Source organism: Oscillatoria sp. FACHB-1407 (assembly GCF_014697545.1).
GTDB lineage: Bacteria > Cyanobacteriota > Cyanobacteriia > Elainellales > Elainellaceae > FACHB-1407.
The window spans coordinates 1-26974 of sequence record NZ_JACJSA010000019.1; the positions used below are offsets into that span (position 1 = coordinate 1).

A 26974-nucleotide genomic window follows, 5' to 3' on the forward strand; every position below is an offset into this window, starting at 1 on the left:
CTGCAATCAAAAAGTTGATGTAATCGTTCTCGTTGACTTTGGGTGGATTCATTCTTTGGTTTTACTCCAACTCCCCCTTTTTCTCAACTGCGTAACTCCTGTCGTAATCTGTTCTTCAGGCGGCGTATATTTACAGGCATTGTTGAGCAGTTCTGAGAGGATACGGGTAAGGGCGTGGGGATCAGTCCACAGATCAGGCAAGTCAGATGGGATGTTGAGATTAAGGGTTTGGTTACTCTCTGCAATTCTGGGGCGAAACGGTTCTACCAGGTTTGGAATCCAGGTGGATAGCTGGATCAACGATAATTCAAGGGAGTATGTCTCAGCCTGAATCCGTTGAATGTCGAGCAGGTCATTAATTAAACGAAGTTCCTGTTCGGTTTCCTGTTGCAGGATATGAATGTATCTGGAGATGGGTGTTGCCGTTAATCCGGTTGACTGAGCCAGGAGATCGAGTTGGTCGAGCACAATAGTCAACATGCGGGTTGCCATTTTGATATTAGACAACGGGGTGCGGAGTTCGTGAGAGACGGTACTCAAAAAATCATCTTTGAGCCGATTCAGGTTCTCCATCTCTTGCATTTGCAGTTCCAGTTGTTGGGCACGAGCTACTGCCAGGTCGCGCTCATTGGCAATCCGCAATGTATAAGCGTCCCGAAAGACGATTATCCCTCCCGTTACAACTCCTTGCTGATCTCGAAGAGGAGCGGCGCTATCGAAAATGGGAACTTCCTGCCCTGATTTTGTCATCAGGAGAGTATCCAGGGAAAGGTAGAACGGCTCTCCACGGATGATGGTCTGGAGCAAGGTAGACAGCAGGGGCGATCGCTCTTTTTCGTTGATCACTTGAAACACAGTCTGGATTGGTTGATCCAGAACCTCTGCTTCCGTCCATCCCGTCAGGGATTCTGCAACCGGGTTGATGAACCTGATCCGGGTTTCGGTGTCAAACACAATCACCCCATCCCCCATCCCGGTCAGAATATGAGTCAGCCATTCTTCCCGTTCATGCAGGGCACATTCTAGACGATGACGTTTTAGAGCCGTTTCGATCGCCACCCACAGGTCTTTTTCGCGAAAGGGTTTGAGCAAATAGCCAAAGGGATCGGTCTCCTTTGCCCGCTCTAGAATAGTCGTCGTAGCATGGGCAGTAAGATAAACGACCGGAACCCGAAACCGATCGCGGATCTCCTGAGCCGTTTCGATGCCATCGCGATCGCTGTCTTCTAACACAATATCCATCAAGATCAGATCAGGCTGCCAGGTTTCAACCAGGGCAATGGCTTCAGTGCTGGAACTGGCGATCGCTGGAACACAATAACCCAGATGCTCAAGGCTTTCTTTCAGATCTCTGGCAATGGCTCGTTCGTCTTCTACAATCAGGATCTTTGCTATTCCCGTTTTGAATGGGTTTTCTTTTAACGATGGGTTCATGATTTTAAATTAAACGTAATGCGAAACAGACACCCCTGACCTGATTCAACGGCGATCGCACCCCGCAACTGCTCAACAAAGTCTTGAACCAACGTTAGACCTAACGTTTTAATGCTAGATAGATCGAGCGATTGGGGCAGCCCGATCCCATTGTCCTGGACTGTCATGGTAATCATGTTCTCGGATCGAGTACAGTCAGCCGTCACAACCACCGTCACCTGTCCTGACTTTTTCTCTGGGAAAGCGTATTTTAGCGCGTTTGTCACCAGCTCATTCAAGATCAAGCCGCAGCAAATTGCTTTCTTCATTGGGGCAACGATGGATTCCACTTCAGTTTTAACCACTACGTTGGGAGCAATGAGGTGGTAAGACGTGGCAATATGCTGCACCAGGGCAGGAATATAGTCTCTTAAATTAATTTTTGCCAGGTTATCCGATTGATACAGAATTTCATGCACCAGGCTAATGGTCATGATCCGGTTCCAACTATCCTGTAATGCCTGGATTGCCTCGGGGTTGTTCAGCCGTCGCTGCTGCATTTGCAGCATACTCTGGATCAGTTGCAGATTGTTTTTAACCCGGTGATAGACCTCTTGCAGTAACACCTCTTTTTCTGCCAGAGCCGCCTGTAACTGAAGTTCTGCCTGTTTGCGATCGTCAATATCCCGTCCAACCGACTGAAGTTCTAGCAAATTGCCCTGATCGCCGTAGATGGCGCGATTCGTCCATTGCATCCAGCGCATCGTGCCATTGACACAGACGCGATGCTGCACGCTGCCAACCGGATTCTCTGGTGATAGGGCTGCCAGACAGCGATCGATCGCGGCTTGATCCGCCGGATAGATCAGGGGTTGATAGTGATGCCCAATCATTTCGTCCCTGGAAACTCCGTAGTAGCGACAAAAGGCATCGTTAACAAACAATAGAGTGCCATCTGCCCGAAACCGGGTAATTAGTTCTGTTTGATCTTCCAGAATTGCTAAATAGCGAGCTTCATTTTGTTGCACAACAAATTCAATGGCTTTGCGATCGCTAATATCTTCTGCAAAACCAATAAACCGCAACAGATTTCCGTCTTCATCTCGTACCAGATCAATTTGAGCGGAGATCCAGCGCACGGAACCATTGGGTAGGATAATTCGGTATTCTCTTTGAACCGATTTTCCAGTAAATTGATTTGCCAATGATTGATTGATCCGGGGGCGATCGTCGGGATGAATTGCCTCCAACCAGGAATCAGGGTTTTGATATAAACTTTCGCAACTGCGTCCCCAAATGCGTTCATAGGCAGGGCTGACATAGATAAATTCCCCTGTGATCGCCGAACGGACAAAGAACAGTTGACTGATTGTTTGGGCTATTTCCTGAAACCGCTGTTCGCTCTGCCGCACGGCTTCTTCTGCCTGCTTCAAGGGAGTAATGTTGCGTACACTCACCACCACTCCAGAGATCGTCTGATCGGCTTCTCGATAGGGGGAATAGGTAACACTCAAAAACTGCCGCCCCAATGCTGGAACCTCAAACCACTCGTTGTATTGCACCGTTTCCCCGGCAAGGCAGCGATCGAGACGGGGTTGAATAATCGTTTCAAACACCTCCTGCCCCAGCAGTTCACTGACCGAATGCCCAACAATATCGGTGTAGGACTTATTAAACCGATTCAGATATGCCTGGTTGACGATCTGGTAGCGGTACTGGCGATCGACTAGAGAAATGCCATCAGTCGTAGCGGAAACAATTCGCTCATATCGTCTAAAACGAGTTTCGCTGGCTTGCAGTGCAGCTTCTGCATGTTTGCGTTCGGTAACATCCAGAGCAAACGACAACATAGAGACTAAATTTCCCTGCTCATCCAGCAGAGTAGAGTTGTACCACTCACAGAACACCACCGAACCATCCTTGCGATAATTCCGGTTGTGGCAAACTGTATTGATGCCGCTAAATAGTTGAGCGATCGTCTGATTGACCTGCTCTCGATCCGCTTCAAAAACAAACTGCCAATCAAGGGGAGTTTTGCCCATGACCTCTGCAGCCGTCCAGCCAAACATGCTTTCTGCCCGTTGAGACCAGAAGGCAACCCGAAATTCTCGATCCCAACAAATTGTTGCCAGGGGGGAGTTTTCTAGATGGTGGGTAATTCCATGCAGTGCTTGCATCGGAGCAGTTTCTGCGAGTTTGCGATCGGTAATATCCAAGTATAGTGCCGAAGCAACTCATTTCTTGCTTTGGCAATAATTCAGGGTGCACAGTGGACGTAGCCGTAACTGCTTGCCGTTTCGCTCCAATACATATTCGCAGAAGTAGTCGAGCTGAGCACCATTTGCTGCTACAGAAGCCCCCTCAAACCCCCCAAGCTTCATCGATCGCCCCTATCCTGATGGGGTCTCATGTCGCCGTTTTATAATGAAAAGATGCAAAAGCTTACCATCACCCGACCTGACGATTGGCATCTACATCTCCGCGACGGTGCAGCCCTGAAAGCGGTTTTGCCCTACACGGTGCGTCAGTTTGCCCGCGCCATCATCATGCCGAACTTGAAGCCTCCTGTCCGCTCAGTGACGGATGCAGCAGCCTATCGCGATCGCATCCTTGCCGCCATCCCAGAAGGCAAACAATTTGAGCCCCTGATGACGCTCTACCTCACCGACAACACCAGCCCCGACGAAATTTTCCGGGCAAAAGAATCCCAATTTGTTAAAGCGGTTAAGTATTACCCAGCCGGAGCAACGACCAACTCAGATTTGGGTGTGACAGATATTCGCAAGTGCGATCGCGTTTTTGAAGCGATGCAGCAGGTGGACATGCCGTTATTACTGCATGGGGAAGTGACCGATACCGACGTTGATATGTTCGATCGCGAGAAGGTGTTTATTGAGCGACATTTAATCCCCCTCAAGCAGCGATTTCCCAACCTACGAGTGGTGCTTGAGCATATCACTACCTCTGATGCGGTGCAGTATGTCCTGTCTACCAACACCATTGCAGCAACGATTACGCCCCAGCATTTGTTGTTTAACCGCAATGCCCTGTTCAAAGGCGGACTTCGCCCCCATTTCTATTGCCTGCCCATTTTGAAGCGAGAGGAGCATCGTCAGGCTTTATTAAAAGCGGCAACATCGGGGAATCCGAAGTTTTTTCTGGGCACCGATAGTGCCCCCCATACCCGCACCAGCAAAGAAAGTTCCTGCGGTTGCGCGGGGTGTTTTTCGGCACTACATGCCCTTGAGTTGTATGCCGAAGCATTTGAGAGCATGGATGCCCTGGATAAACTAGAGGCGTTCGCCAGCTTCTATGGCCCCGATTTTTATCAACTCCCACGCAATACCGAACAAATTACCCTGTCTAAAACAACCTGGCGCGTTCCTGATGAAGTGCCATTTACAGAATCCGGGCTTGTCCCTTTGGGAGCAGGGCAGGAAATGACCTGGCAGATGGTGTGACATCCGCGTTATGCATTAGCCGTTATCGATTAGCTCAGCAATACCCACAACGAAAACCTGCTTATTTACTGCACTGCTTCTCTAATCTGGCGCTCCATATCGGGAGTTATTGCAGTCGAGCGAGCGGGAAGCTGCGTCGTTCCCCGTTCTCCGTCCCGCGCAATGTCATCAAGGAGTAACTTCATCTCAGCTATTTCACGAACCTGCGACTCAATGATCTCATCCGCAAGTTTGCGAACACGCGGATCGCTGATGCTTGCCTTCCGCGCATTGTTAATCGCAATGGAGTGATGGGGAATCATCGACTTCATGAAGTTGACATCTCCGATTAGTGCCTGGGTTCTATTCACGGAAAGCAGAATCAAGCCAAGCGTGGTGGCTACGCTGAGAACTGCAATTTTGATTCCTACTCCTCGGTACATCGACCACATAAAGGAAAGCATCACAACGGTCATCACGCATCCCATTACCAATGAGGCGACCAATCGGTTCACACTGAACAGTGCATGATCAAGGGAATACACAAGCTGATACATCAAGAAAAACATGATGAACGTTGAGGCTGCGATCATCGCCGCGAATCGGTTCCAGCCCATTCCTGGCATTTGTTTCTGTTGATCCATATTGCTTCTCCGTCGGAGCGCCACTATTTCAAAATAGTGCTTTGGCTCAACTCCCCGCATCACTCCTATGGCTAGCTCACGTAGTGAACGCAAGTCCAGCATAGGTTCCAGCAAGATTTAAGAACCTGCCGGATCTCAATATCGAACGCAGCCCAACGTTGCCCATGACCCGCCGCAGACAGTCTTGAACTCTCACCGATAACCTCTGTACCGTCCGCACCAACGCAGTGTTAGGCATCTGTCATAGCAATGTACTTCTATTGCAGTCTATGTCCTCCCAAAGCAAGAATTAAGATTAACCGATTGACCTTAATAAGCCTTCTGAATAAACTAAGATTAGTTTACTAATCTTATTCTCATGCTTGAAATCGCGAAGGAAGATATTATCTCCCGTCTTCAATTTGATAACCCTTGGTGGGAAACAGGTCGTCAAGGAAAGATTATTTATGAGGATGCTCCCCGGCGAAAGTATTTTGAGACTTTTTCTCAAAATATTTTAGATACAAGTGTACGCCGAGCGATCGTTTTAATGGGACCGAGACGGGTTGGAAAAACTGTCATGGTTTATCACAGCATTCGTATGCTTTTAGATTCTGACATTCGTGCAGAAAACATTCTATATGTATCTCTCGAAACCCCCATTTACACTGGGCTTCCTTTAGAACGTATACTTGGCTATTTTCAAGAATTATTCAAGCACGAGCGGACTTCAAAACTATTTATTTTTTTTGATGAAATTCAATATCTACGCGAATGGGAAATACATCTGAAATCTCTTGTTGATTCATTTCCTAGCTACCGTTTTGTCGCTACTGGTTCTGCCGCAGCCGCACTACGATTGAAGAGTACTGAATCCGGAGCTGGTCGATTCAGTGATTATGTTTTACCACCTTTAACCTTCGCTGAGTACTTAATGTTCATTGGAAAGGAAAATGAATTAATATCATTTGAAGATCATGAATTTGAGGGTTATGAATATTCACCTCTAGATACAGAGGAATTAAATAAAGAGTTTGTCAATTATCTCAACTTCGGAGGGTATCCGGAGGCTGTTTTCTCTAAAACAATCCGCTTAGATCCTGGTCAATATATAAAAAGTGACATTATTGACAAAGTTTTACTGCGAGACCTGCCAAGTCTTTACGGTATTAGTGACATTCAAGAACTTAATAGACTTTTCACTACCTTGGCATATAACTCTGGTAACGAGGTGAGTTTAGAGGGATTATCAAAATCATCTGGTGTAGCGAAGAATACTATAAAGCGCTATCTCGAATATCTTGAAGCAGCATTTTTAATTCGTCGTGTTGAGAGAATTGATCAAAATGTAAAGAGGTTTAAAAGAGCAGTGTGCTTCAAGGTTTATTTAACAAACCCATCAATGCGAGCAGCATTATTTGGGCAGCTTAAAATAGACTCTGGGGCAATGGGAGCTATGACTGAGACTGCAATTTTTAGTCAATGGCAACACAGTAAAATGATTGAGCTTTACTATGCACGTTGGAACTCAGGAGAAATTGATATTGTTCACCTAGACCAAGTACACCAATCTCCTTCTTGGATCGTTGAAGTTAAGTGGAGTGACCGGCCTCATAATTCCTGTTCTGAACTTGATAACTGCATAGAATTTGTGAAAAAAAATCCAGGTGTAGCCCAACCTATCAAGATCACTAGTCGTACAATCAGAGACAAGAACTTCTTATACAAAGGAGTACGATTTGAATTTGAGTTGGCTAGTCTATACGCTTACACCCTTGGTGCAAACATATTGCGGAGTATAGATGCCAAAGTTCAGCGACGGCGTACTCAATCCTTGTTTAACGAGTAGAAATCTAGCAAAGGCTGTCTGAAAGGTATGATTAAAGATGCCTAACTATGTATTAGGCAGAAACTTTCAGCCTAAGATCCTATCTGGTGTAGATAGGCAGAATCATTCAGTACGACACCTCAAATTTAATGTTTAGGTGAACTATTTCTGCATAAACGCTTCTCAAGCTGGATAGGTTGATTTTTTCGTATGATTTCAGGCTTTCCACGAAAGATTCCCAGCAGTTTGACCTCAACAACTCTGTAAGATGTCGCTCTCCCCAAAATTGATCAAAATGCGGGAGTGAATTGTAGCGGGTTAGAAAAATTACCCCAATTCACTCACAATTTGAGAAATGAACTATGGGACAGAAAGCGATTTGGATCGGTTCAACGATCGCCTTTACAGGAGTGGTTAGCCTGGGTTTGTGGCTGTTTAGCAATCTGTTTGTTGCAGGCGAATCAAGCGGCACAGAGGCGATCGCTGAGTTTCAACACTTGACCGACACGCCTGCCGCAGCAACGTCTGCACTGTCAACATCCAACGCTCACTTTCTGGTGGTTGTTGCAGGTATTGACCCATCCTTCTTCTTCAAGTTTCAAACCAATCAGCATTTCATCGACGCTTTAGTGGCTCAGCATCAGTTAGAGTTAACGTCCACTGATGCTGAAGTTTGCCAGGATGTTATTACTCATGGACCCATACGACCCTGGTGGAATGCCTGGATGCACTCCTTTAACCAGTGTTACGTCGGCTATTCCAACGGCGACATTTACCACTTGTTGTTTGATTCCAACAGCGGTGTCATGTTTTTGTATTTAGCGGACACTTAAGGAATTACTGAGAGATCTCGGTGACGATGGGCAGGTGGTTCTGCGAGACGGGTTGGTTAAACAACACCATGGTTGTAGTTTGGTTTTCCTCGAAGCCGATGCGCTCGTAAAACTTTTGCTGGTTGGTGGTCATCAGATAAACCCGCTCAACCCGATTGACATGGGGGTGCATCAACACCGTTTCCACCATCTTGCGTCCCAAGCCTGCTCCCTGATAGTCCGGGTGGATGACCACATCCCAAATCGTGGCACGAAACACTCCATCTGAGGTGGCACGCGCAAAGCCGATCAGGCGATCGCCATCCCACACCGTGACAACAGGCTTACTATGGGCGATCGCGACTTCTAAATCTTCAATGCGACGGTTACACGCCCAAAATGCAGCCGCTTTGAATAGATGTTGCAGTTGCTCCAGATCAATCGATCGATGATTTTGAGCTTGAGAAGCATCGTGGACACAAAATTGAATGTGGCTGCAATCCATCGTCTCCAGTTCCTTATTTCGTGATTCAGACGTTAATCAAAGTTTGCTATCTAGAAAGCTCTGTAACTTCATCCTGAAGCGAAGAGCTGATTTGTGACTGTTACATCTAAAGCTCTAGAACCATGGCGATCGCTCTATCTCCCTTTGATCTCCACAGGGGAGCAATATTTTCAGAGATTCAGTCTCTTTTTCAATAAGGAGATTCCAGAAAAATCGAAACCTTTGTTTACAAATCCGCTCCAAATGTTTTTTATTCCATATCGAAATCTATCTTAGATACAATAATTAACAATTCAATCCCCAAACAACTAGCATAAATCGATTTTTTTTATCCGGGTGTAGTTGAGACTCGTGTAGTCTGGAATTCATGACAATTCAGCATGATGATTAAGAACGTGTCGCGTCAATCTCTCTTGCGTCGCCTTGCTCAACTGTTTAACCGCTCCTTTGCCCATCATCGCCAATCAAGATGGCGATCGTCTCTGATTCTGGCGATCTTGCTAATCGCCTGGTCTGCTCTCCTGGGGGTTGGGTTAGCGCAAGCTACTGAACCACGCTCTACCGGAATCATGGCAGAGCCTGACCAACGCATCTTGTTGGCGCAGGCTACTGGTTCTAGCGCAGTAGGCACGGTAGATGTCGTTCCCCCTGCCCAGCAATTGGGACAAGACTTGTACTTAGAGAACTGTGCCAGTTGCCACATTGGGTTACCGCCGCAGATTTTTCCAACGGATACCTGGCGCAATTTGCTGCAAGACGATTCTCACTACGGTGTGCAAATTAACCCGTTCCGTCCTCCGACCTTGTTGGTCGTCTGGAATTATATCCGCACTTTTTCGCGCCCTGTTCTCCTCAACGAACAGGCTCCCTATCGCATCGAAGACTCCCGATACTTCAAAGCTCTCCACCCCAGAGTCGAATTTCGCGATCGCGTCCAGATTGATAGCTGCGCTCAATGTCATCCCAGTGCCCAGCAATTTAACTTCCGCCAGTTAACCCCAGAGTGGGAGAATGCTCCTTAGGAGGAGAGTGGGGAGTGGGGAGTAGGGATGGCGGACTTGACCACTAACCACTGACCATTGACCACTGACCATTGACCACTAACCACTAACCACTGACCATTGACCACTAACCACTAACTATTGACCACTAACCACTGACCATTGACCACTAACTATTGACCACTAACCACTGACCATTGACCACTAACCACTGACCATTGACCACTAACCACTGACCATTGACCACTAACCACTGACCACTGACCACTAACCATTGCCCCAGGATTGAGAAAAAGCTACACAGGCAATAGCCTAAGTTTTATGATAGATAGGCAGTTAGTGCGATCGCTCTGCTGTCACATTCCCTACCTTTTGGGCGGAGATTACCACTCCCCCTGCTTTGTGGCTTTGTGTCACGCTAAATAAGATGGACTGTTCAGATTAATTCATTGCCTCTTGCCATGCTAAAAACTCTGCTGGGTGACCCCAACGCACGCAAGCTTAAGAAATATAAACCTGATGTGGTTGAAATCAACCTGTTAGAGCCAGACATGGAGGCACTCTCAGATGAGGAGTTGCGGGGCAAAACAGGAGAATTTAAGCAACGCCTCGAAAAAGGTGAGACTCTAGACGACCTCCTGCCAGAGGCATTTGCCGTTGTTCGGGAAGCGGGCAAACGAGTGTTAGGACTGCGCCACTTTGATGTGCAGTTGCTCGGTGGCATCGTGTTACACAACGGGCAAATTGCCGAGATGAAAACAGGGGAAGGAAAAACCCTGGTCGCAACCCTCCCTGCCTATCTCAATGCATTGACTGGAAAGGGCGTTCACGTCGTGACGGTGAACGATTACCTGGCACGTCGCGACGCTGAGTGGATGGGACAGATTCACCGCTTTTTAGGGCTAACGGTTGGGCTGATCCAACAGGGCATGAACCCTAGCGATCGCAAAAGAAGCTATGACTGCGACGTCACCTACGCCACCAACAGCGAATTAGGGTTTGACTATCTGCGCGACAACATGGCGACCTCTATGGAAGATGTGGTACAGCGTCCCTTTAACTACTGCGTCATTGACGAAGTAGACTCTGTTCTGATTGACGAAGCTCGGACTCCGCTAATCATCTCCGGTCAGGTCGAGCGTCCCAGTGAAAAGTACATGGGAGCCGCTGAGGTCGCCGCTGCGCTCACCCGCAAGGAAAACGAGGATGACCCCAACGGACACTACGAAGTCGATGAAAAAGCCCGAAATGTATTGCTTGCCGATGAGGGCTTCATTGAAGCAGAGCGGATTTTGGGTGTGACTGACTTGTTCGACCCCAAAGATCCCTGGGCGCACTACGTCTTCAACGCGATTAAAGCCAAAGAACTGTTTATCAAAGACGTCAACTACATCGTCCGCAATGGCGAAATCGTGATCGTAGACGAATTCACAGGGCGGGTCATGCCCGGTCGTCGCTGGAGTGATGGCCTGCATCAGGCGATCGAAGCCAAGGAACGGGTTGACATTCAACCTGAGACGCAAACTCTCGCCACGATTACCTACCAAAACCTCTTCCTGATCTATCCCAAACTGGGCGGTATGACAGGCACCGCCAAAACAGAAGAGGCAGAGTTTGAGAAGATTTACAACCTGGAAGTGACCATCATCCCCACGAACCGCCCAACGGGACGACGCGACGTGTCCGATGTGGTCTACAAGAATGAAAACGCCAAGTGGCTAGCGGTGGCTCAGGAGTGTGCTGAGATGCACGAGCAAGGGCGACCTGTGCTGGTGGGAACCACCAGTGTTGAAAAATCAGAGTTGCTCTCTCGGTTGTTGAGCGAGAAGAATATCCCCTACAACCTGCTTAACGCGAAACCAGAGAACGTGGAGCGGGAATCGGAAATCATCGCTCAAGCCGGACGCAAAGGAGCCGTCACCATCTCGACCAACATGGCGGGACGAGGCACTGACATCATCCTCGGTGGAAACGCCGACTACATGGCGCGACTGAAGGTGCGGGAATATCTCATGCCCCGCATCGTCCAACCTGAAGATGAAGGCGAATTTGCGATCCCCGATGTCTCCTTCCGCGATCGCCCCAGTGGTGGCGGCAAAGGGTTCGCGGCAACTGAAGGCAAAAAGGCTAAAACCTGGAAAGCCTCTCCTCAGATCTTCCCCACACCGCTATCCGCTGAGACGGAGCAGTTGATCAAGGAAGCGGTTGATTTCGCGGTGAAAGAATGGGGTGAGCGATCGCTCCCTGAACTGACCGCAGAAGACCGTCTCGCCACCGCTGCCGAAAAAGCTCCTACCTCCGATGCTGTCCTGCTCAAACTGCGGGAAGCCTACAATCGCATTCGCAAAGAGTACGAAGAGTTTACTCACGCCGAGCATGAAGAAGTCGTGAGCCTGGGCGGCTTGCATGTGATCGGCACTGAGCGTCACGAGTCACGCCGGATTGACAACCAGTTGCGGGGGCGCGCCGGACGTCAGGGTGACCCTGGCTCCACCAAATTTTTCCTCAGCTTGCAAGACAACCTGCTGCGAATCTTTGGGGGCGATCGCGTCGCTGGCTTGATGAATGCCTTCCGCGTTGAGGAAGACATGCCGATCGAGTCGGGTATGCTGACGCGATCGCTTGAAGGCGCACAAAAGAAGGTTGAAACCTACTACTACGACATCCGAAAGCAGGTGTTTGAGTATGACGAGGTAATGAACAACCAGCGTCGGGCAATTTACGCCGAGCGTCGTCGGGTGCTGGAAGGGCAAGACCTGAAGGAACAGGTGATTAAATACGCCGAGCGCACGATGGATGACATCGTGGATGCATATGTGAACCCTGATTTGCCCTCTGAGGAGTGGGAACTGCCCAAGTTAGTCGGCAAGGTGAAGGAGTTCGTCTATCTGCTCCAGGATCTGGAACCCAGTCAATTAGAGGATCTGAGCATCACCGAAGTCAAAACCTTCTTGCATGAGCAGGTTCGCATTGCCTACGACCTCAAGGAGGCCCAGGTCGATGCCATCCAACCGGGGTTGATGCGACAAGCCGAGCGGTTCTTCATCCTGCAACAGATCGACACCCTCTGGCGCGAACACCTGCAACAGATGGATGCTCTGCGGGAATCTGTCGGTCTGCGCGGTTATGGGCAAAAAGACCCGCTGATTGAGTACAAGAGCGAAGGCTATGAACTGTTCCTGGAGATGATGACCGAGATTCGTCGGAACGTCGTTTACTCCTTGTTCCAGTTCCAACCCCAACCGCCACAACAGCCCGTCCCTCAGCAATCCACTGAGGTGGTGTAAACTCTCTTCTCTTTTCCTCGTTGCTAGGCTCTGCCTAGCAATGCCTTTAGGAGGCGGAGCCTCCTACTTCTTAATTCCTGCTTCTAGCTGGGAACCTGAATCTAGAGGTATCTCCTACAGCCCCAGCTTTGGAGGCAGAGCCTCCGGTAAAGCGTGACAAGGCTGAGCCTTATCACGAGAGGAAGCCTGTCACGAGAGGCAACTTAAAAACTTTACATGAGGCAGAGCCTCTCAGAGAACGTTCCCAGGCAGAGCCTGAGGAACGAGGTGAGAGGAAAAAAATTGATCGCGCTTCGTGCGAAAAGGGAAAAGAAAAAAGAGTAGAGGGCAAAAGGGCTGGAGGGTAAAGGGCTTCGACAAGCTCCAGCCCAAGGGTTACAAAGTCCTCGGAGCACTACACACAACCCGAAAACCGATATAGGGGTTACAAAGGTCGGGCGAAAGAAAGACACGAGAGGCAGAGCGACAAGACCAAGGAAGGCTGAACCAAGAGCCACCGCGACGCACCCGAAGCTCAAAATTTCCACCTGTCACCCACGCACTGCCATCTATCGGCGCATTGGTGTAGTTATCGTGCCAATGATCCGCACACCACTCCCAGACATTGCCGTGCATATCAAATAACCCAAAAGCATTGGCAGGAAAACTACCAACATCTGTCGTTCGTTGCCGATATCCACTCTTGGGCGCATCACCATCAAGGCTACCAATACAGTTCAACCACTCAACCGTAACCGTTTCACCAAAATGAAAGGGCGTTGTGGTTCCGGCACGGCACGCATATTCCCATTCTGCCTCACTCGGTAAGCGATAGTTGCGCCCGGTTTCGCTGGATAACCGCTGACAAAACTCCACCGCATCAAACCAGGACATCTGCTCTACGGGTCGCTGATCACCTTTGAAGCGGGATGGATTTAGCTCCAGGTCGTGTTCAACCGTGGGAAAGCCTGCTACCGTTTGCCACAATTTCTGGGTCACAGCATACTTACCCATGAGAAAAGGTTGCACTGTCACTCGATGTTGGGGGCGTTCATTCTCCTCTGAAGACTCCTCTGAAGCAGGAGCACCCATGATGAAGCTTCCACCAGGGATAGAAACCATTTCACAATAAACTCCATTCCCCAGGTCTTCGATATGTTGCTGAGCAGTCTTTTTCTGAGACTGGCGGTTCACCTGCTTGCCGCCGAATAAGCCTGCCTGGATCTGAAGCGTGACCACCTCAAACTCAAACGGCTGCAATGTCATTGGTGGTGCTGGTCTAAGTTCCGGAACTCGCTTTTCAATCAGATTGATAATCTCGTCCATCCCTGCTTTAAACAGGTTTGTACTTCTCCTTGTAACCAGATCAATGGCGTTGCGCTCTGCCAATTTCTGAATCGTCTGGGGAAGTTCCCCTAGTCTGGGCATGTTCGTGCCATCTAATAAGACCGGAATCACGACAAGCCCTAGCTCTAAGGCTAATGCAATTTCCTGTCGCACCCAATCATCTGGACTTTCTAAGCGTCGTCGTCCTTTTCCATCCTGCACACTCGACCAGGTAGACCCGATCACCACGAGCACCACTTTGCTGTCTTGCATAGCTTGCTTTAAGCGGTCTGGAAATGCAGCCTCGTAGTCGATCGAGTTGCGATCTAAAAAAACATGTTCTCGCCCAAAGTGGTCTGTCAGGTAATCATCAATCCGACCAACCACATCTTGACTGTCACTTCTGCGGTAGGAGATGAAAATAGATTCTTTGCTAGTCATCTTTGGGAGTCTAGGTAGGGTTAGCAACATTGAGCGAGCAGCGATCGCCCAGTCCCAGCGCAACTGCCTTCAGTGTATACAAACCCTATGTGCCACTATTCAGAAAAGAATAAAACATGAAAAATAAAGGATAAGACAGAATTTCTTTTATCCTTTATCGTTTATCTTCCTCTCGTTTCAAGGCTCAGCTTTGGAATGGAACATACGGAGGCTTTACCTTCAAAACCTCATATGAGGCAGAGCCTCTCAGAGCACGTTCCCATGCAGAGCCTGAGGAACGAGATAAGAACTTACACCGACTCCCCACTCCCCACTCCCTATTCCCCACTCCCCACTCCCTACTCCCCACTCCCTACCCCTGCTGGAGTGCTTGAAGCTGATTCATCACCCACTCATATTGCTGCTGATCGCCCTGCTGCTTCAGCAGTTGGATAGCGATTTTAAGATTGGCGATCGCCCCTTCTCGGTCGCCCAACCCCAACAGCACACTGCCCCGGTTGTAGTAAGCCCCTGCCAGATAGGGATCATGGGTGATCGTTTGAGTAAAGTCTTCCAGCGCAGCGGAAAGTTGCCGATCGTCAAAGTAGGCGCATCCCCGATTGTAGTAGGCATCAGCAAGGTGAGGATTCCGTTGAATCGCGTTCGTAAAATCGCTGATCGCCCCATCCAAATTACTCTGATTCAGGTAAATCGTGCCCCGCAGTTGGTAGGCATCGGCAATGCTCTCATCCTGCTGAATCGCCTCTGTAAAGGTGGCGATCGCCTGCGTAGTATTGCCTTGCTCCAACTGGTCTACCCCTTGACGAATCGTGTCTTTGGCAGGTGACTCAGAGGCACCAATTCCCTGACGATAGAGAGTCTGAATCTTGTGCAGGGTGCGATCGCAATACTCTTGCTCTCCCTGTTGCCGCCAATATTCCACTGCGTTTTGAAAGTCACTGAGAGCCGCCGTGGAGTTGCCCATCTCAAGCTGGAGGTTGCCCCGGCAATAGTAGGAGTTTGCCTGCTCTGGGTCAATCTGGACGCTGCGGTTCAGGTCATCCAACGCCCCCTGGCGATCGCCCATTTCGTAGCGAGCCAGTGCCCGTCCACCATAGGCAACCGCATTGTTAGGGTTCATGCGAATTGCTTGCGTGTGATCTGCAATCGCCCACTCATAGTCTTTCAGGTCAAACTGCATGGCTCCCCGCAGCGAATAGGCTAGAGGATGCCGGGGATTCATGTAAATCACACGGGTCACATCGGCGATCGCTTGCTGCTTTTCTCCCAGTCGATACAGAGCCGTACCCCGTCCCCAATAGGCATCTGTGGAATTGGGATCAAGGGCGATCGCCTCGGTGTAGTCTGCTACGGCTCCGGTGTAGTCCTGCGAGTCCCAGCGTGCATTACCCCGTAAGCAATAAACGTTTGCCGTGGGGTTGGTCGCAATCACCTGGTCAAACGCGGCGATCGCCCCTGCTAAATCGCCATCACGCAACTTCCCCAATCCCTGTTCCAGAGCATCCATTCGCTAAAACCGTCGTCCCAACAACCGCTGCTTCATCCCTTCTGCAATCTTTTGTCCCAGATATTCTGGAATCAAATTTTCATTTGGACCCAGCAAGTACAAAATCAAGCGCGTTCGCCCGCGCCACACCAGTAGATTAGCATTCACCACTAGCAAATCTTCCTGCCAAATGGCGTACATCACTTTGTAAAACAGCCCCGGTTGGTTATCCGCCTCAATCAACAGCGCAGGCAGATGAAACACGGGATCAACATAAAACTCAGTTTCGACCTGCTCTAACCCCGCATCCAGATTGAACTCAACCGCCAACATCTCCTCCACCTCAAACCGCCCTGCCAGAGCTTCACGCACCGCGCGGCAGACGTTTTCAGCCGTCTTATCGACCAGGGCTTTGCCACCACGCGACACCACCAGTTTGATAAACACCAGCATCGGCGGATAAATTTGCCCATAGAGGCTGAGGCTGTGAATGGTAAGCCCATACGCCGCCAGCACTCCAAAAATATCGCTCAATAAAAAAGATTGGTTACGATAGGCGAAGTGCAAAGCACTTTTGTTCCCTTCAGGCTTCAGTTCAATGACGGCTTGTTTCGTTTTGTAAAGCTGATATGCCAATCTCAGGTTTTGCAACTGGATTTCACTGCTGACAAATTGCTCATAAAACTGGGGAAACGCCCGATTAAAGCGTTTTAGCAGTTCCAGTGTCGATGGTTTTAAACCCGTAGCCATACTTTCAAACAACGATTTACCCGACCAGGGCGAGGGTGGATGCGGTGAACGGGATGCCTCTTATTAGAGAACGGTAGTCGTAGCGTGTCAATTTAAGGGAGAAGGATTAGGACAAAAGGAGGATGGAAGCATTGCCCCCAGCTAAGGATTCCCTCGTTGCACCTCTTCCTGATCTGTAGACTACGGCTATAAATCAAGGTCAATCTCTACAAATTACACGATTCAGCCCCGATCGCAGGGCTAATTTTCATCAACAGCCTACTCATGATTTATTTCGTAGATAAACGATGGGATAAGGATACGAGAGATATACTAACTATTACTGCTAAGTAAGTCGCCAGAAAAATCTTGGAGATAGTATTTTGCCGTCTGGCAATGTGCTATGACATTAAAGGCTAATTTCTAAATTCGGTTGGCTGACTTACTTATCTTATGTTTATTTATTGAAGTGTTACGCCTACATGGGTTTTTGGAAAAACTTATTTAGCACTTCTGATTCTGCTGCGGCACCTAAGTCGGCTTCGGTAGATGTTAACGCTGCTCAGGGCATCGTGACAAATACGGGTTCGCGCATCTTTTTTAGTACCGATCGCGACATCGACTTGTATGAGTTAGAAGAACTGTGTGATGCGGTGGGTTGGTCGCGTCGTCCTTTGCGTAAGGTCAAGAAGGCGATCCAACATAGTTTTTTGGTGGTGTCTATGTGGGAACAGCGAGGGGCGCAGAAGCGGCTAATTGGGTTCTCACGAGCAACCTCTGACCACGCCTTTAACGCCACGATTTGGGATGTGGTCGTGCATCCTGAGTTTCAGGGGAAAGGATTTGGCAAGGCATTGATGAAGCAGATGATTAAAAAGCTGCGGAGCGAAGACATTAGCAATATCACTCTATTTGCCGATCCTCATGTCGTTGACTTTTATCGGGGACTGGGGTTTATGTCAGACCCAGAGGGCATCAAAGGGATGTTTTGGTATCCCGATTGATGCAGGGCGAGGCATCCGGATAAAGCTCCTGGCACACCTGAACCATCATTGCCCGAATGCTTCGCCCTTACAAATGGGGTTCCAAGGCGACGAGCGATCGCGCCTGTTGAATCCACTGGGCTACTACATCGAGCGTCGGGCACAAGTCCTGACGTTGCAGAGTAGCCACCTGAAGTTTGAGCAGTTGTTGATGCAGCCTCGGTAGGGGAGTTTGAGCTAATTGCGCGGGAGATACAATCCCCGCATGGAGCAGCAACCCGCAATATTGACAGCCCACCATCGGAACCCGCGCCAGATCAGCTAGAGCAACCCACTTATAGACATGTTGTGGATGGATCTGAAGACGGGCAGCCAGAGCCTGCTGTTGAGCTATCGATCGAGTTTGACGCAGCAACCCTAGTGTTGTGGTGATGCCCAGTTTCACCAGATGATCGCGATCGCTATCACTCAATCCGGGCAGTTGTCCGATTTCCCAGTCGCTCGACCTGAGAGAACGCCGACCCGATTGCTGAGAAGCTCCCATAGTTGACAAAGTTGGAAGGGACTATCCTATCCTAAATAGTTCGTCTTTGAAAAGGGTCTTTTCAGACAGGTACATCACCTCTCAGCCCAAAAGGATATGCCAGGTCAGAATATCTCTCAAACCGTTATTCCAGAGGGACTGACACATCATTCAAATCCTAGGTACAACTCGTGATCAATAGGGGTAGGAATTCGGGGTGCAGGAAGTGAAGCCCCTGGCTGAGGCTGCACCCCCAAACCCTCTGGTTTTATTTCCGAACCTTATCTGTGAAAGCAATACTAAGGAATGGAGATTAGACGAGCAATTATAGAAATCTTTCTAACCAAAGTCACAAAGCAAGCTATACTGTTGGATGGTCAGTGCTTTAACTTGAGGTCGTTAACGAACTCGGTAAGACACTTGGCACCGGGATGTAGCGCAGCTTGGTAGCGCGCCTGCTTTGGGAGCAGGATGTCGCAGGTTCAAATCCTGTCATCCCGATCGCAACTTTAGATCCCTGGCTTCTTGCAGAAGTCGGGGATTTCGATTTGAAGCCTTTACTGAAGCTTCATTAGCCTCCTCTGTGCAACTCTATACATCTCAGGGCAAGGTAGGGGCGTAACGCTTTTTGATTATCATTCCCATGCGGAAAATTATTGCCCCACTCCTCATTGCCTCCTCCCTGCTAATTGGTAGCTTTCCTACTCTCGCTCAAGTTCCTAGCCGTCAACCCACCACTGGACAGGGATGCCAGTGCCCCTACGATATTGATGCAGCGGGTCGGCGTTGTGGTGGACGGTCTGCCTATTCCCGCCCAGGGGGTGCCTCTCCGATTTGCTACATGGATGAAGCTCCGGCAAACGCCCCTGTTCGAGTCTTTCCGGCGGTTGAATCTGCCTACGATCGCTACATGAGAATTGGCTACGACGCCAGCCGCAACCGCGACTATCAAACCGCCCTGATCAACTTCCGCCGCGCCCTCAACGAACGAGTGGGCGATCGCGCTGCCACTCAAGCAATTACAAACATGGAAGCGGCGATCGCGGCTCAAAGGAGGCAGTAAGGCTCATCGCCCTCTAACACGGCTGATTTGGAAGGCAAGAGTGATTTTGAGTTGGATGTCCTCAGAAACTCTGTCTTTGCCCGATACGGTAGACGGTTCGATCGCACTGATTTACAAGCTTACTTTGACAGTCAGACATGGTATGAACCACGCTATAGCCCCAGCCAATTTCCCAACAATCAACTGACCGATTTGGAGAAGAGTAACGCACAGTTCATCCTTGATTACCAGAAAAACCAATAGGTAGGGTAATTTGAGTTGAATGATTGGCGAATCAATTCGCAGAGCAGTTTTATTTTTGTAAAAGTTACAACTCCGGCGTCTGCGAGACGCCGGAGTTTTAGTTAAGCTCTACTGAGCACCACCAATGGTGATAGTGGATTGAATCTGGATGCTGCCATCATCGGCAACCGTCCAGACATCATAAGCTCCAGCCACATCTCCCGCATCGTTAAAGTCGAGGGTGCCGCTGGCTCCCTGAAAGTCGATGTCTTGCCCCTGCCGCACCAGTTCGAGTGCCTGACAAACATCTGTCACCTGTTCCCCTGGAGGATTTGCAACAGTCGCGATCTGCTCCTTAACGGCTGCACCTGTGTTGGCTTTAGCTGCCTCTGCCGCTAAAACGAGGATTGCCGCTGCATCCCAGGAGTTGGGGTCATAGACTTGGGGATCACGGTTGTACTTACCCGTGTAGATCTCCTTGAATTGGGCGATCGCCGGACCTCCTGCACTGGGAGCCGTACCAAGCACACCAGCAGCAATGAACTGACCATCAGAGCCTTGACCAATGAGTTCTGCCAGATTTCCGGTTTTCATACCGTCTGTCATCAGGAATTTGGTGTTACCACCGAGCAAGCCCTGCTCATAGGCTGCTTTGACAATCAGACTTCCGGTTTCTGGATAGGCGATTAACAGAACCGCATCCGGCTCTCCTTCAAAAGCAGCACTCACTTCCGAATCGAATGTCGTGGCATCGGGGGCATAACGGGTGGGATCAGACTCATTCACCACCGTACCGCCTAAGGCTTTGAAAGCAGGCACAAAGGCTTGAATCAAGCCATTGCCGTAGTCATTATTGATGGAGAGAATGGCAACCTCGGTAAAGCCCTGTTCCTGCGCCAGACGCGCCAGTGCTTCGCCCTGATAGGTGTCTGGTGGTGCCGTCCGGAACCAGAAGCCATTGAAGTCACCATTGTTAGCACGCTCTGTAAAGGTTGGGCTGGTGCTGGAGGGAGAAATCTGAATAACCTCGTTCCGAACAGCGATGTCAACTGCTGCGCTGGAAACCGAGCTAGCTGCCGCTCCAATCACTCCAGCCACCTGATCGACCTCTGCCAGTTTGGTCATGCCCGATGCCCCTGCCGCCGGATCGGTCTGATCATCTTCTGAGATCAGAGCAACGGGTTGTCCCAACGCTCCACCGCAAGCATTGACGGTTTCCACCAAAAAGCTAACACTGTCCTGCATCGGTGCCCCATACTGCGCCAGGTCACCTGTTAAGGGCAACAGCGTACCGAGTTTGAGCGCACCACCATCTGTAGCAGCGGGCGCAGTTTCTGCTGGAGACTCACCTGTCGCCTGAGGAGTTTCTGCGCCACACGCTGTTAGCAGCATCAAGAGAGCGACTGCCCCACTTGGTTTGCCAAGAGATTTGATAAAAGACATTTTGAAATAGCAATTCACAACAACTACTGTTCGTTGATTTTACTCAACGGAGTCCCCCAGCGATCGCTTTGTACAGTGAGTTTTACAGAGTTGTCTTCAGCAAACCTTAGATGAGAGCGGGACGTAGGGATCTCGTGGAACTAATTTGCGGCCTGCCAGTCATGATGGTTCATGGCGATCGCCCTACCTGTGATCCTCGCGCTAACCCAGGCGATGCGAAGCAGGCTTTGGGGTTATCGTAGTCTTGTTGCTCCTAAAAAATGGGTGAGAGATTCAGTGAAGTAACCGCTAAAACAAACTCGCAACCTGTCACTGCAACTCCAACCTGGAGCAGTTGTGCCAATTGATGAAACGGCACTAAAGCCCGACCCAAATTTTCCTGGTCGCAACAAGATACTCATTACACCTGTGGTTCTTGCTACTTTCGTTATTGAACTTTTCCCTGATTCGCGAAATTCAAATTTGAATTACATATAGCAATCGAAGAGCTAACTAGAACGGGGTATCGGAGTGAAGCCCCTGATTGGGGCAACACCCTTGCCCCTCCTGATCCCAATCGTTCTAACGGTTGCTATCGATATAAGGATTAGAGGGAACCAAGTGTAACGAAAGTTATACAATTCTTTGATGAACGTGATGCCAGTATCGTTACCCGGAGCATTTATGAAATCATTCGTTCGCTGGAGTACAGCTCTCAGTCTTGCTGGGGGTGTTTTGTTGGGTTCATTATTTGTTGGCGGTGCGCGATCGCTGGCATTAACCGCTGAACAAGTGGCAGAACGCCTACGCCCCGTTCCTGTATTTACCCTGACCGATCGGGAAGGTTCGCCGCTGGTGGCAACTCAAGAGGGTCAAAACAGCACTCCTGTGGCTGGCGTGTTTATCAGCATGCAAGATGCCCAAAATTTCCTCACCAGCCTCAGACAAAACAATCCTGATGTGGCGCAGGGTGTGCAGGTTACCCCCGTCTCTCTGGCAGAAGTGTATCAGCTAGAGATTGCAGACGAGTCTAATGAATTAGAATTTGCCTTCATCCCCATGCAGCAAGAGGTGCAGGTTGCGGTTGAAGTCCTGCGGCAAAATGGTGAAAACGTCCAGGAGTTTGAAGGTGTGCCCCTGTTTATCGCGCGGTCAGGAGCACAAGAGAATGGCTATCTCACCATTCAGCAAGGTGATCAGCAAGTCATCCCCATCTTCTTTAAGCGAGATGATTTGCAAGCGATGCTGGAGCGGGTTAGACAACAGCAACCTGAACTGACCAACAACGTCAGCATTCAAGTGGTCAATCTAGAAGGTTTGATCAATACGTTGCAAAGCAGTGAAAACCAGGAACTCAACCGAATTCTGCTGGTGCCCCCACGTGAATCGATTGAGTTCATTCAATCCCTGCCACGCGAAGGACAAGCACCCGCACCCCAAGGTCAACCCCAACCGCGTCCTGCTGCTCCTCGCCAGTAGAGATGGCAGAGTAAATGGGTAGATGGGTGGTCGAGTGGATAGGTAAATGTAGGTCAGTTCGGTTACACTACCCATCTATCCCCTTCCCACCCATCCCCTCATCCTCTATTTCCGACTCTCCATTCTCTGTCTCTACCTTGTCTTCTCCTCACTCCATCTCTGGTTTAGATTTGTGGCAATGGCGCATCGAAGCACGTCAACAGGCGATCGCTGCCACAGTACCCATCACAGAACTCGATTGGTTGCTAGAAGAAATCGCTGACCTGGATCGGCTGTCGCTGCGGTTAGAAACCTTTAAGGAGCGATCGCACATTCCTCTCAAGATCCCGTTTGCTGACCTCCAGCAGCGATGGCAACAACGCTTACAGGAGCGAGTCCCCATTCAATACTTAGCCGGAGAGACGCCCTGGCGACACTTAACGCTCAGGGTTGCTCCAGGTGTATTGATCCCTCGTCCTGAAACCGAGGGGATCGTTGATCTGGTGCTGGCTGCAATGCGCGATCGCGATCCGTCTCTGGCTCAAGGTCATTGGGCTGACCTGGGCACGGGCAGTGGGGCGATCGCGATTGGGTTAGCCGATGCTCTGCCCAATGCCACCATTCATGCCGTTGATTTCAGTGAGGATGCATTGGCGATCGCCCAACATAACGCTCAAACCCTCGGCTTTAGCCATAGAATTCGCTTTTATCAAGGTAGTTGGTTTGATCCCCTGAGTTACCTCAAAGGTCAACTCAGCGGCATGGTTTCAAACCCACCCTACATTCCCAGCCATCTGATCCCCACTCTGCAACCCGAAGTCCAGCATGAACCTCACCTGGCATTAGATGGCGGGACGGACGGGTTAGATGCGATTCGTCATCTGGTCGCGATCGCCCCCCACTCTCTTAAACCAGGCGCAATCTGGGTCATTGAAATGATGGCAGGACAAGCCGATGCTGTCACCCAACTGCTACAGCAGAATGGTCATTATGACAGCATTCAGGTTCATCCTGACCTGGCTGGAATTGAGCGATTTGCCCTAGCCTATTTAAAGAAATAGGGAGAATCGGGGGAGACGCGATTAATCGCGTCTCCCCCGATTCTCCCTAGCCCGTTTCCTATTGTCTATTTCCCTATGCCTCAAGTCACTCTCACCAATTTTGTCAAAGCGGCTCAAACAGGCGATCGCGTCCTCAGTTTTCCCACCGATACCGTTCCTGCTCTGGCGGCTCGTCCCGAACGTGCTGACCTGATTTTTGCTACCAAGCAACGCAGCCAAACGAAACCCCTGATCTTGATGGCAGCCGAGGCAACAGATTTGTGGCAATTTGTCACCGGCAGCGATGCAGAATGGCAGATCTGGAAATCAGCCATGGAACAACATTGGCCTGGTGCGCTGACCCTGGTTTTACCGGCTAGCGATCGCCTGCCCCGTCAAGTTAACCCCCTTGACCCGACCACTATTGGCATTCGAGTCCCCAATAGTGCGATCGCCCGTCACATCCTCCGCCAAACCGGACCCCTCGCCACCACCAGTGCCAACCTATCGGGTCAACCACCCTTACAAACCCAGATCGAGATTGAAACCCACTTTCCAGAGGTGTTGACCCTACTTCCCTCTGATTTAGAAACTCTCGTTGCAGAAGGTATCAGCGATATCCCCTCCCCATCAACCCCAACAGGGAACGGTACCCCTTCTACCGTCGCCCAATGGACTCAGGATGGCTGGAAGATCCTCCGCCAAGGCAACGTTACACTATGAGATCACCCATAGAGATTTGGGTCAAGGGTTTTACATCTCACCTACTTCACTTTTCTATGAATAGTGAATTACCCTGCTTCTTACGGCTTCACTCCCCTGTTGGTGAGCTTGTCGAACCACTCCCTACTCCCCATTCCCTACTCCCTCTTCCTCCTTATGCAGCGTCGCCTCTAACATCAAGCAATTCTGCCCGTTAATCTGCAAGCGATATTCCACCTTGTCCATCAGGCGGTTCAAAATCAACCATCCATATCCTCCCTCCTGGTGTTGCTCTGGGGCAGGTGGCAGATAGGTCGAGAGATCAAAGCCTTTACCGTGATCCCAGATCTCCAGATAAATATCCCGTTCCTTCAGCTCTAGCCGCATTAATACAGGTAAATTAGGCTGATCGCGATGAGCATGACGCACCACATTGGAATAGGCTTCAACTAACACCAACCGCAACCGATTTGCCTGACGAGGCCAATCTACATGATCCCCTAACTCAACCTCTAGAGAACCCAGTAACCAGTTCTCCACAATGTTTAAGAACTTCAAATCACTGGGTACATGTAGTTCAGTTCTCATCGCTACAACACCTCCAGAGACAGTATGGTCTGGTCATCCTCTTGAATTGGCGTATGAGCTTGAATATCTGCCAGAAGATGATCCAGATTGAGCGACTCCCCTTCCTGTAACAAGAGTTGCCATAACCCCTGTTGTCTCAACATTGACCCTTTTTCCTGATTATCTCCCGACCGATGAACAATTGTTGCCTCCGTAATGCCATCACTTGCCAGAAGTAATACTTCTCCCGATTTCAGAGACATCTCCCCAGCAGGAGCCTGCCAGACTGGCAAAATTCCTAGAGGGACTCCGCGCACCTTTAAGTAAATCGGTTCTATACAGGATTGATCTGAGGAATTGAGTAACTGCGCTGCAATCAATTGACGTGACCACACTAATGGGTAGATGTGCCCTGCATTGGCGTAAACCAACTGACGAGTGGATGGATTATAGCGAGCTAAAACCATCGTAATGAAACAGTTGTTACTCACCAGGTCTTCTGACAAGCTGCTGTTGAGATTTTGCATGATGATGTTTGGAGCAGGCGGCATCTCTTGCGATAATTCTCGCCTCAACACCGAAATCGCGCTTGCCATAAACAACGCCGCAGGCACTCCTTTACCCGATACATCCCCAACAGCTAACCAGATGTCACCTTGCGGATGGACATAAACCTCAAAAAAGTCGCCGCCAACCTCACGCGCAGGATAACAACATGCCTGCACCTTGACATGCTCCAAGGTGGGCAACTGTTGACGCAACAAATTACTCTGAATCTGCCGAGCCACAGCTAATTCTGCCCGCATTTGCTCAGTTTGCTGCTGAATTTGTTGATAGAGCTTAGCCTGGGAGATGGCCAGGGCAGCCTGTTCTGCCACGCCTTCTAACAGGCGAATGTCCTCTTCTGACCAGGCAGAGAGGTTGGCATATTTGTAGAGCATCAGTACCGCCAACACATCCTGCTGATAGATCAGAGGGACGATGAGTTGGGTAATACTGTTTCCATTGCTGTCAGTACTTTGTTTGGTGTGAATCCTGTGAGCCTCGATCGCCGAGGTCAGCAATTCGGGTGAGAGAATAGGTTTACTTTCCGCTTTTATCGCAATGTCAGAGCACCGTTTAGACGTGTGGACAAACGACTCCGGCAAAAGCTGATACGAGTGAGAAGCTGACTTGATCGATAGTTCGAGCGGATGCAGGATACAACCATCGGCATTGAAGCTCTCGCACAATGTCTCAACGATGGTTTGCAGCATACTGTTGTAATCGAGCGACTCTCGAATCGCGGTTGTGATCGCATTAAAGAGCGATTCTCGCTTGAGGGCACGATTTAATTCGTTGGTGCGCTGCTTCAAAATTTGATAGGTTTCAGCAGCTTGTTGCACCAGAACCTTTAGTTCATCTGGATTCCAGGGTTTCGTGACATACTTAAACACCTTTCCGGTGTTGATGGCTCCGACTAAATCTTCGACATCGGTGTAACCTGTCAACAGGATTCGGATCGTATCGGGAAATCGCTCGGCAGCCAGACTTAAGAACTCTGTGCCACTCATTCTGGGCATCCGCTGGTCAGAGATGATAATTGCCATCTCTTCTTCTTGATTGAGAATCTGCAATGCCTTGAGCGCACTTTCGGCCTTAAAGACATGAAACTCTCGCCGAAAGGTACGATATAACAAATCCAGGTTGTCAGATTCATCATCTACGACCATTAACCTGAGTTTGCTGTTATCTGCTGAAGTCATGCAATAATTCCTTCCCAAGTTGCTGTGACACAACTGCCAATCAGTTGGGAAATGTAAGGGGGGACAGTTGTAATCATCAGGGTTATGGTTATCCCTGGTGTAGCCGTTGGTAGATGCTAGCGGTCATCTCTTTGAGATACCCGCAAGGTGTCGCGCTTTGTAGTGGAGGGCATTTGTTGTAGCCCAGTGAAGATGCACAAACACAAATGATGCACGGGGAAGTGATTCGGCTAGTGACTCAGTCGGTTTGCTTTTCACATGACCGGGTATTCCCAGATCAAAGTTACCCTAGATCAGGCTAAGACTAACAACTCTTCTTACAGAGAACTAGGCGATCGCACAGGGTTAATTTTGAATCTTTGTTCACTATAAAATTTTT

Annotated in this window: 22 protein-coding genes and 1 tRNA gene; 12 read left to right on the forward strand and 11 right to left on the reverse strand. The window is 49.6% G+C overall.

The features are described 5' to 3' along the window. Positions 1-48: 48 nt before the first annotated feature. Both H6G89_RS25005 and H6G89_RS25010 read right to left on the reverse strand, forming a co-directional pair. A complete protein-coding gene (locus tag H6G89_RS25005) occupies positions 49-1434 on the reverse strand; it encodes a hybrid sensor histidine kinase/response regulator (RefSeq protein ID WP_190511633.1) in 1386 nt (461 codons plus the stop codon). Then, positions 1431-3629 carry a PAS domain-containing sensor histidine kinase gene (locus H6G89_RS25010; protein WP_190511635.1) on the reverse strand — a complete coding sequence of 733 codons (2199 nt, stop codon included), beginning with the start codon at positions 3627-3629 and terminating at the stop codon, positions 1431-1433. Before H6G89_RS25010 ends, H6G89_RS25005 begins: the two co-directional genes overlap by 4 nt. A gap of 192 nt (positions 3630-3821) precedes the next feature. On the opposite strand from H6G89_RS25010, the gene pyrC reads away from it, so the two are divergent. Beyond that, complete coding sequence (pyrC, locus tag H6G89_RS25015; protein WP_242060117.1) at positions 3822-4874, forward strand: dihydroorotase; 1053 nt, start codon at positions 3822-3824, stop codon at positions 4872-4874. A gap of 65 nt (positions 4875-4939) precedes the next feature. Here the strand turns inward: pyrC and H6G89_RS25020 are convergent, their stop codons facing one another. After that, complete coding sequence (locus H6G89_RS25020; RefSeq protein WP_190511636.1) at positions 4940-5497, reverse strand: DUF305 domain-containing protein; 558 nt, start codon at positions 5495-5497, stop codon at positions 4940-4942. A 358-nt stretch (positions 5498-5855) separates the two neighbouring features. Here H6G89_RS25020 and H6G89_RS25025 point away from each other — a divergent pair, with 358 nt between their 5' ends. Both H6G89_RS25025 and H6G89_RS25030 read left to right on the forward strand, forming a co-directional pair. Beyond that, a complete protein-coding gene (locus H6G89_RS25025; RefSeq protein WP_190511638.1) occupies positions 5856-7325 on the forward strand; it encodes an ATP-binding protein in 1470 nt (489 codons plus the stop codon). Between the two features lie 341 nt (positions 7326-7666). Continuing rightward, positions 7667-8137, forward strand: coding sequence for a hypothetical protein (locus H6G89_RS25030; RefSeq protein WP_190511640.1), 471 nt, complete (start codon positions 7667-7669; stop codon positions 8135-8137). A 4-nt stretch (positions 8138-8141) separates the two neighbouring features. Here H6G89_RS25030 and H6G89_RS25035 read toward each other — a convergent pair whose 3' ends face one another. After that, positions 8142-8621: a GNAT family N-acetyltransferase gene (locus tag H6G89_RS25035; RefSeq protein ID WP_190511642.1), complete on the reverse strand. Its 480-nt coding sequence runs from the start codon at positions 8619-8621 to the stop codon at positions 8142-8144. A 380-nt stretch (positions 8622-9001) separates the two neighbouring features. Here H6G89_RS25035 and H6G89_RS25040 point away from each other — a divergent pair, with 380 nt between their 5' ends. Further along, a complete protein-coding gene (locus H6G89_RS25040; RefSeq protein WP_242060118.1) occupies positions 9002-9643 on the forward strand; it encodes a diheme cytochrome c in 642 nt (213 codons plus the stop codon). 440 nt (positions 9644-10083) lie between these two features. After that, on the forward strand, positions 10084-12909 hold the full coding sequence (secA, locus tag H6G89_RS25045) for a preprotein translocase subunit SecA (protein WP_190511644.1): 2826 nt from the start codon (positions 10084-10086) through the stop codon (positions 12907-12909). Between the two features lie 375 nt (positions 12910-13284). Here secA and H6G89_RS25050 read toward each other — a convergent pair whose 3' ends face one another. The 3 genes from H6G89_RS25050 to H6G89_RS25060 all read right to left on the reverse strand — a co-directional run bounded on the left by H6G89_RS25050 (position 13285) and on the right by H6G89_RS25060 (position 16891). Beyond that, on the reverse strand, positions 13285-14655 hold the full coding sequence (locus tag H6G89_RS25050) for an SUMF1/EgtB/PvdO family nonheme iron enzyme (RefSeq protein WP_242060119.1): 1371 nt from the start codon (positions 14653-14655) through the stop codon (positions 13285-13287). Positions 14656-15007: 352 nt separating this feature from the next. Further along, a complete protein-coding gene (locus tag H6G89_RS25055; RefSeq protein ID WP_190511646.1) occupies positions 15008-16162 on the reverse strand; it encodes a tetratricopeptide repeat protein in 1155 nt (384 codons plus the stop codon). Between the two features lie 3 nt (positions 16163-16165). Then, positions 16166-16891 carry a hypothetical protein gene (locus H6G89_RS25060; RefSeq protein ID WP_190511648.1) on the reverse strand — a complete coding sequence of 242 codons (726 nt, stop codon included), beginning with the start codon at positions 16889-16891 and terminating at the stop codon, positions 16166-16168. 461 nt (positions 16892-17352) lie between these two features. On the opposite strand from H6G89_RS25060, the gene H6G89_RS25065 reads away from it, so the two are divergent. Continuing rightward, positions 17353-17874: a GNAT family N-acetyltransferase gene (locus H6G89_RS25065; protein WP_190511651.1), complete on the forward strand. Its 522-nt coding sequence runs from the start codon at positions 17353-17355 to the stop codon at positions 17872-17874. A 67-nt stretch (positions 17875-17941) separates the two neighbouring features. On the opposite strand, the gene H6G89_RS25070 is transcribed toward H6G89_RS25065, so the two are convergent. After that, entirely contained in the window at positions 17942-18397 is a 456-nt protein-coding gene (locus H6G89_RS25070) for a DUF4332 domain-containing protein (protein WP_190511652.1), read from the reverse strand. Positions 18398-18803: 406 nt separating this feature from the next. Between H6G89_RS25070 and H6G89_RS25075 the strand changes: the two genes are divergently transcribed. The 3 genes from H6G89_RS25075 (at position 18804) to H6G89_RS25085 (ending at position 19682) form a co-directional block, all read left to right on the forward strand. Further along, positions 18804-18877, forward strand: a tRNA-Pro gene (locus H6G89_RS25075). 142 nt (positions 18878-19019) lie between these two features. Continuing rightward, complete coding sequence (locus tag H6G89_RS34560; RefSeq protein WP_199336917.1) at positions 19020-19439, forward strand: hypothetical protein; 420 nt, start codon at positions 19020-19022, stop codon at positions 19437-19439. A gap of 27 nt (positions 19440-19466) precedes the next feature. Next, positions 19467-19682: a YARHG domain-containing protein gene (locus H6G89_RS25085; RefSeq protein ID WP_190511655.1), complete on the forward strand. Its 216-nt coding sequence runs from the start codon at positions 19467-19469 to the stop codon at positions 19680-19682. A 108-nt stretch (positions 19683-19790) separates the two neighbouring features. Here H6G89_RS25085 and H6G89_RS25090 read toward each other — a convergent pair whose 3' ends face one another. Then, entirely contained in the window at positions 19791-21104 is a 1314-nt protein-coding gene (locus tag H6G89_RS25090; protein WP_199336918.1) for an ABC transporter substrate-binding protein, read from the reverse strand. Between the two features lie 663 nt (positions 21105-21767). On the opposite strand from H6G89_RS25090, the gene H6G89_RS25095 reads away from it, so the two are divergent. The 3 genes from H6G89_RS25095 to H6G89_RS25105 all read left to right on the forward strand — a co-directional run bounded on the left by H6G89_RS25095 (position 21768) and on the right by H6G89_RS25105 (position 24304). Next, a complete protein-coding gene (locus H6G89_RS25095) occupies positions 21768-22562 on the forward strand; it encodes a Tic22 family protein (protein WP_190511658.1) in 795 nt (264 codons plus the stop codon). Between the two features lie 137 nt (positions 22563-22699). Then, a complete protein-coding gene (gene prmC / locus H6G89_RS25100; RefSeq protein ID WP_242060120.1) occupies positions 22700-23602 on the forward strand; it encodes a peptide chain release factor N(5)-glutamine methyltransferase in 903 nt (300 codons plus the stop codon). Positions 23603-23677: 75 nt separating this feature from the next. Next, the gene (locus H6G89_RS25105; protein WP_190511661.1) at positions 23678-24304 is read left to right on the forward strand and encodes an L-threonylcarbamoyladenylate synthase; all 627 of its coding nucleotides are present in this window, start codon (positions 23678-23680) and stop codon (positions 24302-24304) included. 123 nt (positions 24305-24427) lie between these two features. On the opposite strand, the gene H6G89_RS25110 is transcribed toward H6G89_RS25105, so the two are convergent. Both H6G89_RS25110 and H6G89_RS25115 read right to left on the reverse strand, forming a co-directional pair. Continuing rightward, the gene (locus H6G89_RS25110; RefSeq protein ID WP_190511663.1) at positions 24428-24871 is read right to left on the reverse strand and encodes an ATP-binding protein; all 444 of its coding nucleotides are present in this window, start codon (positions 24869-24871) and stop codon (positions 24428-24430) included. A gap of 2 nt (positions 24872-24873) precedes the next feature. Then, entirely contained in the window at positions 24874-26595 is a 1722-nt protein-coding gene (locus H6G89_RS25115; protein WP_190511665.1) for a SpoIIE family protein phosphatase, read from the reverse strand. Positions 26596-26974 lie beyond the last annotated feature (379 nt).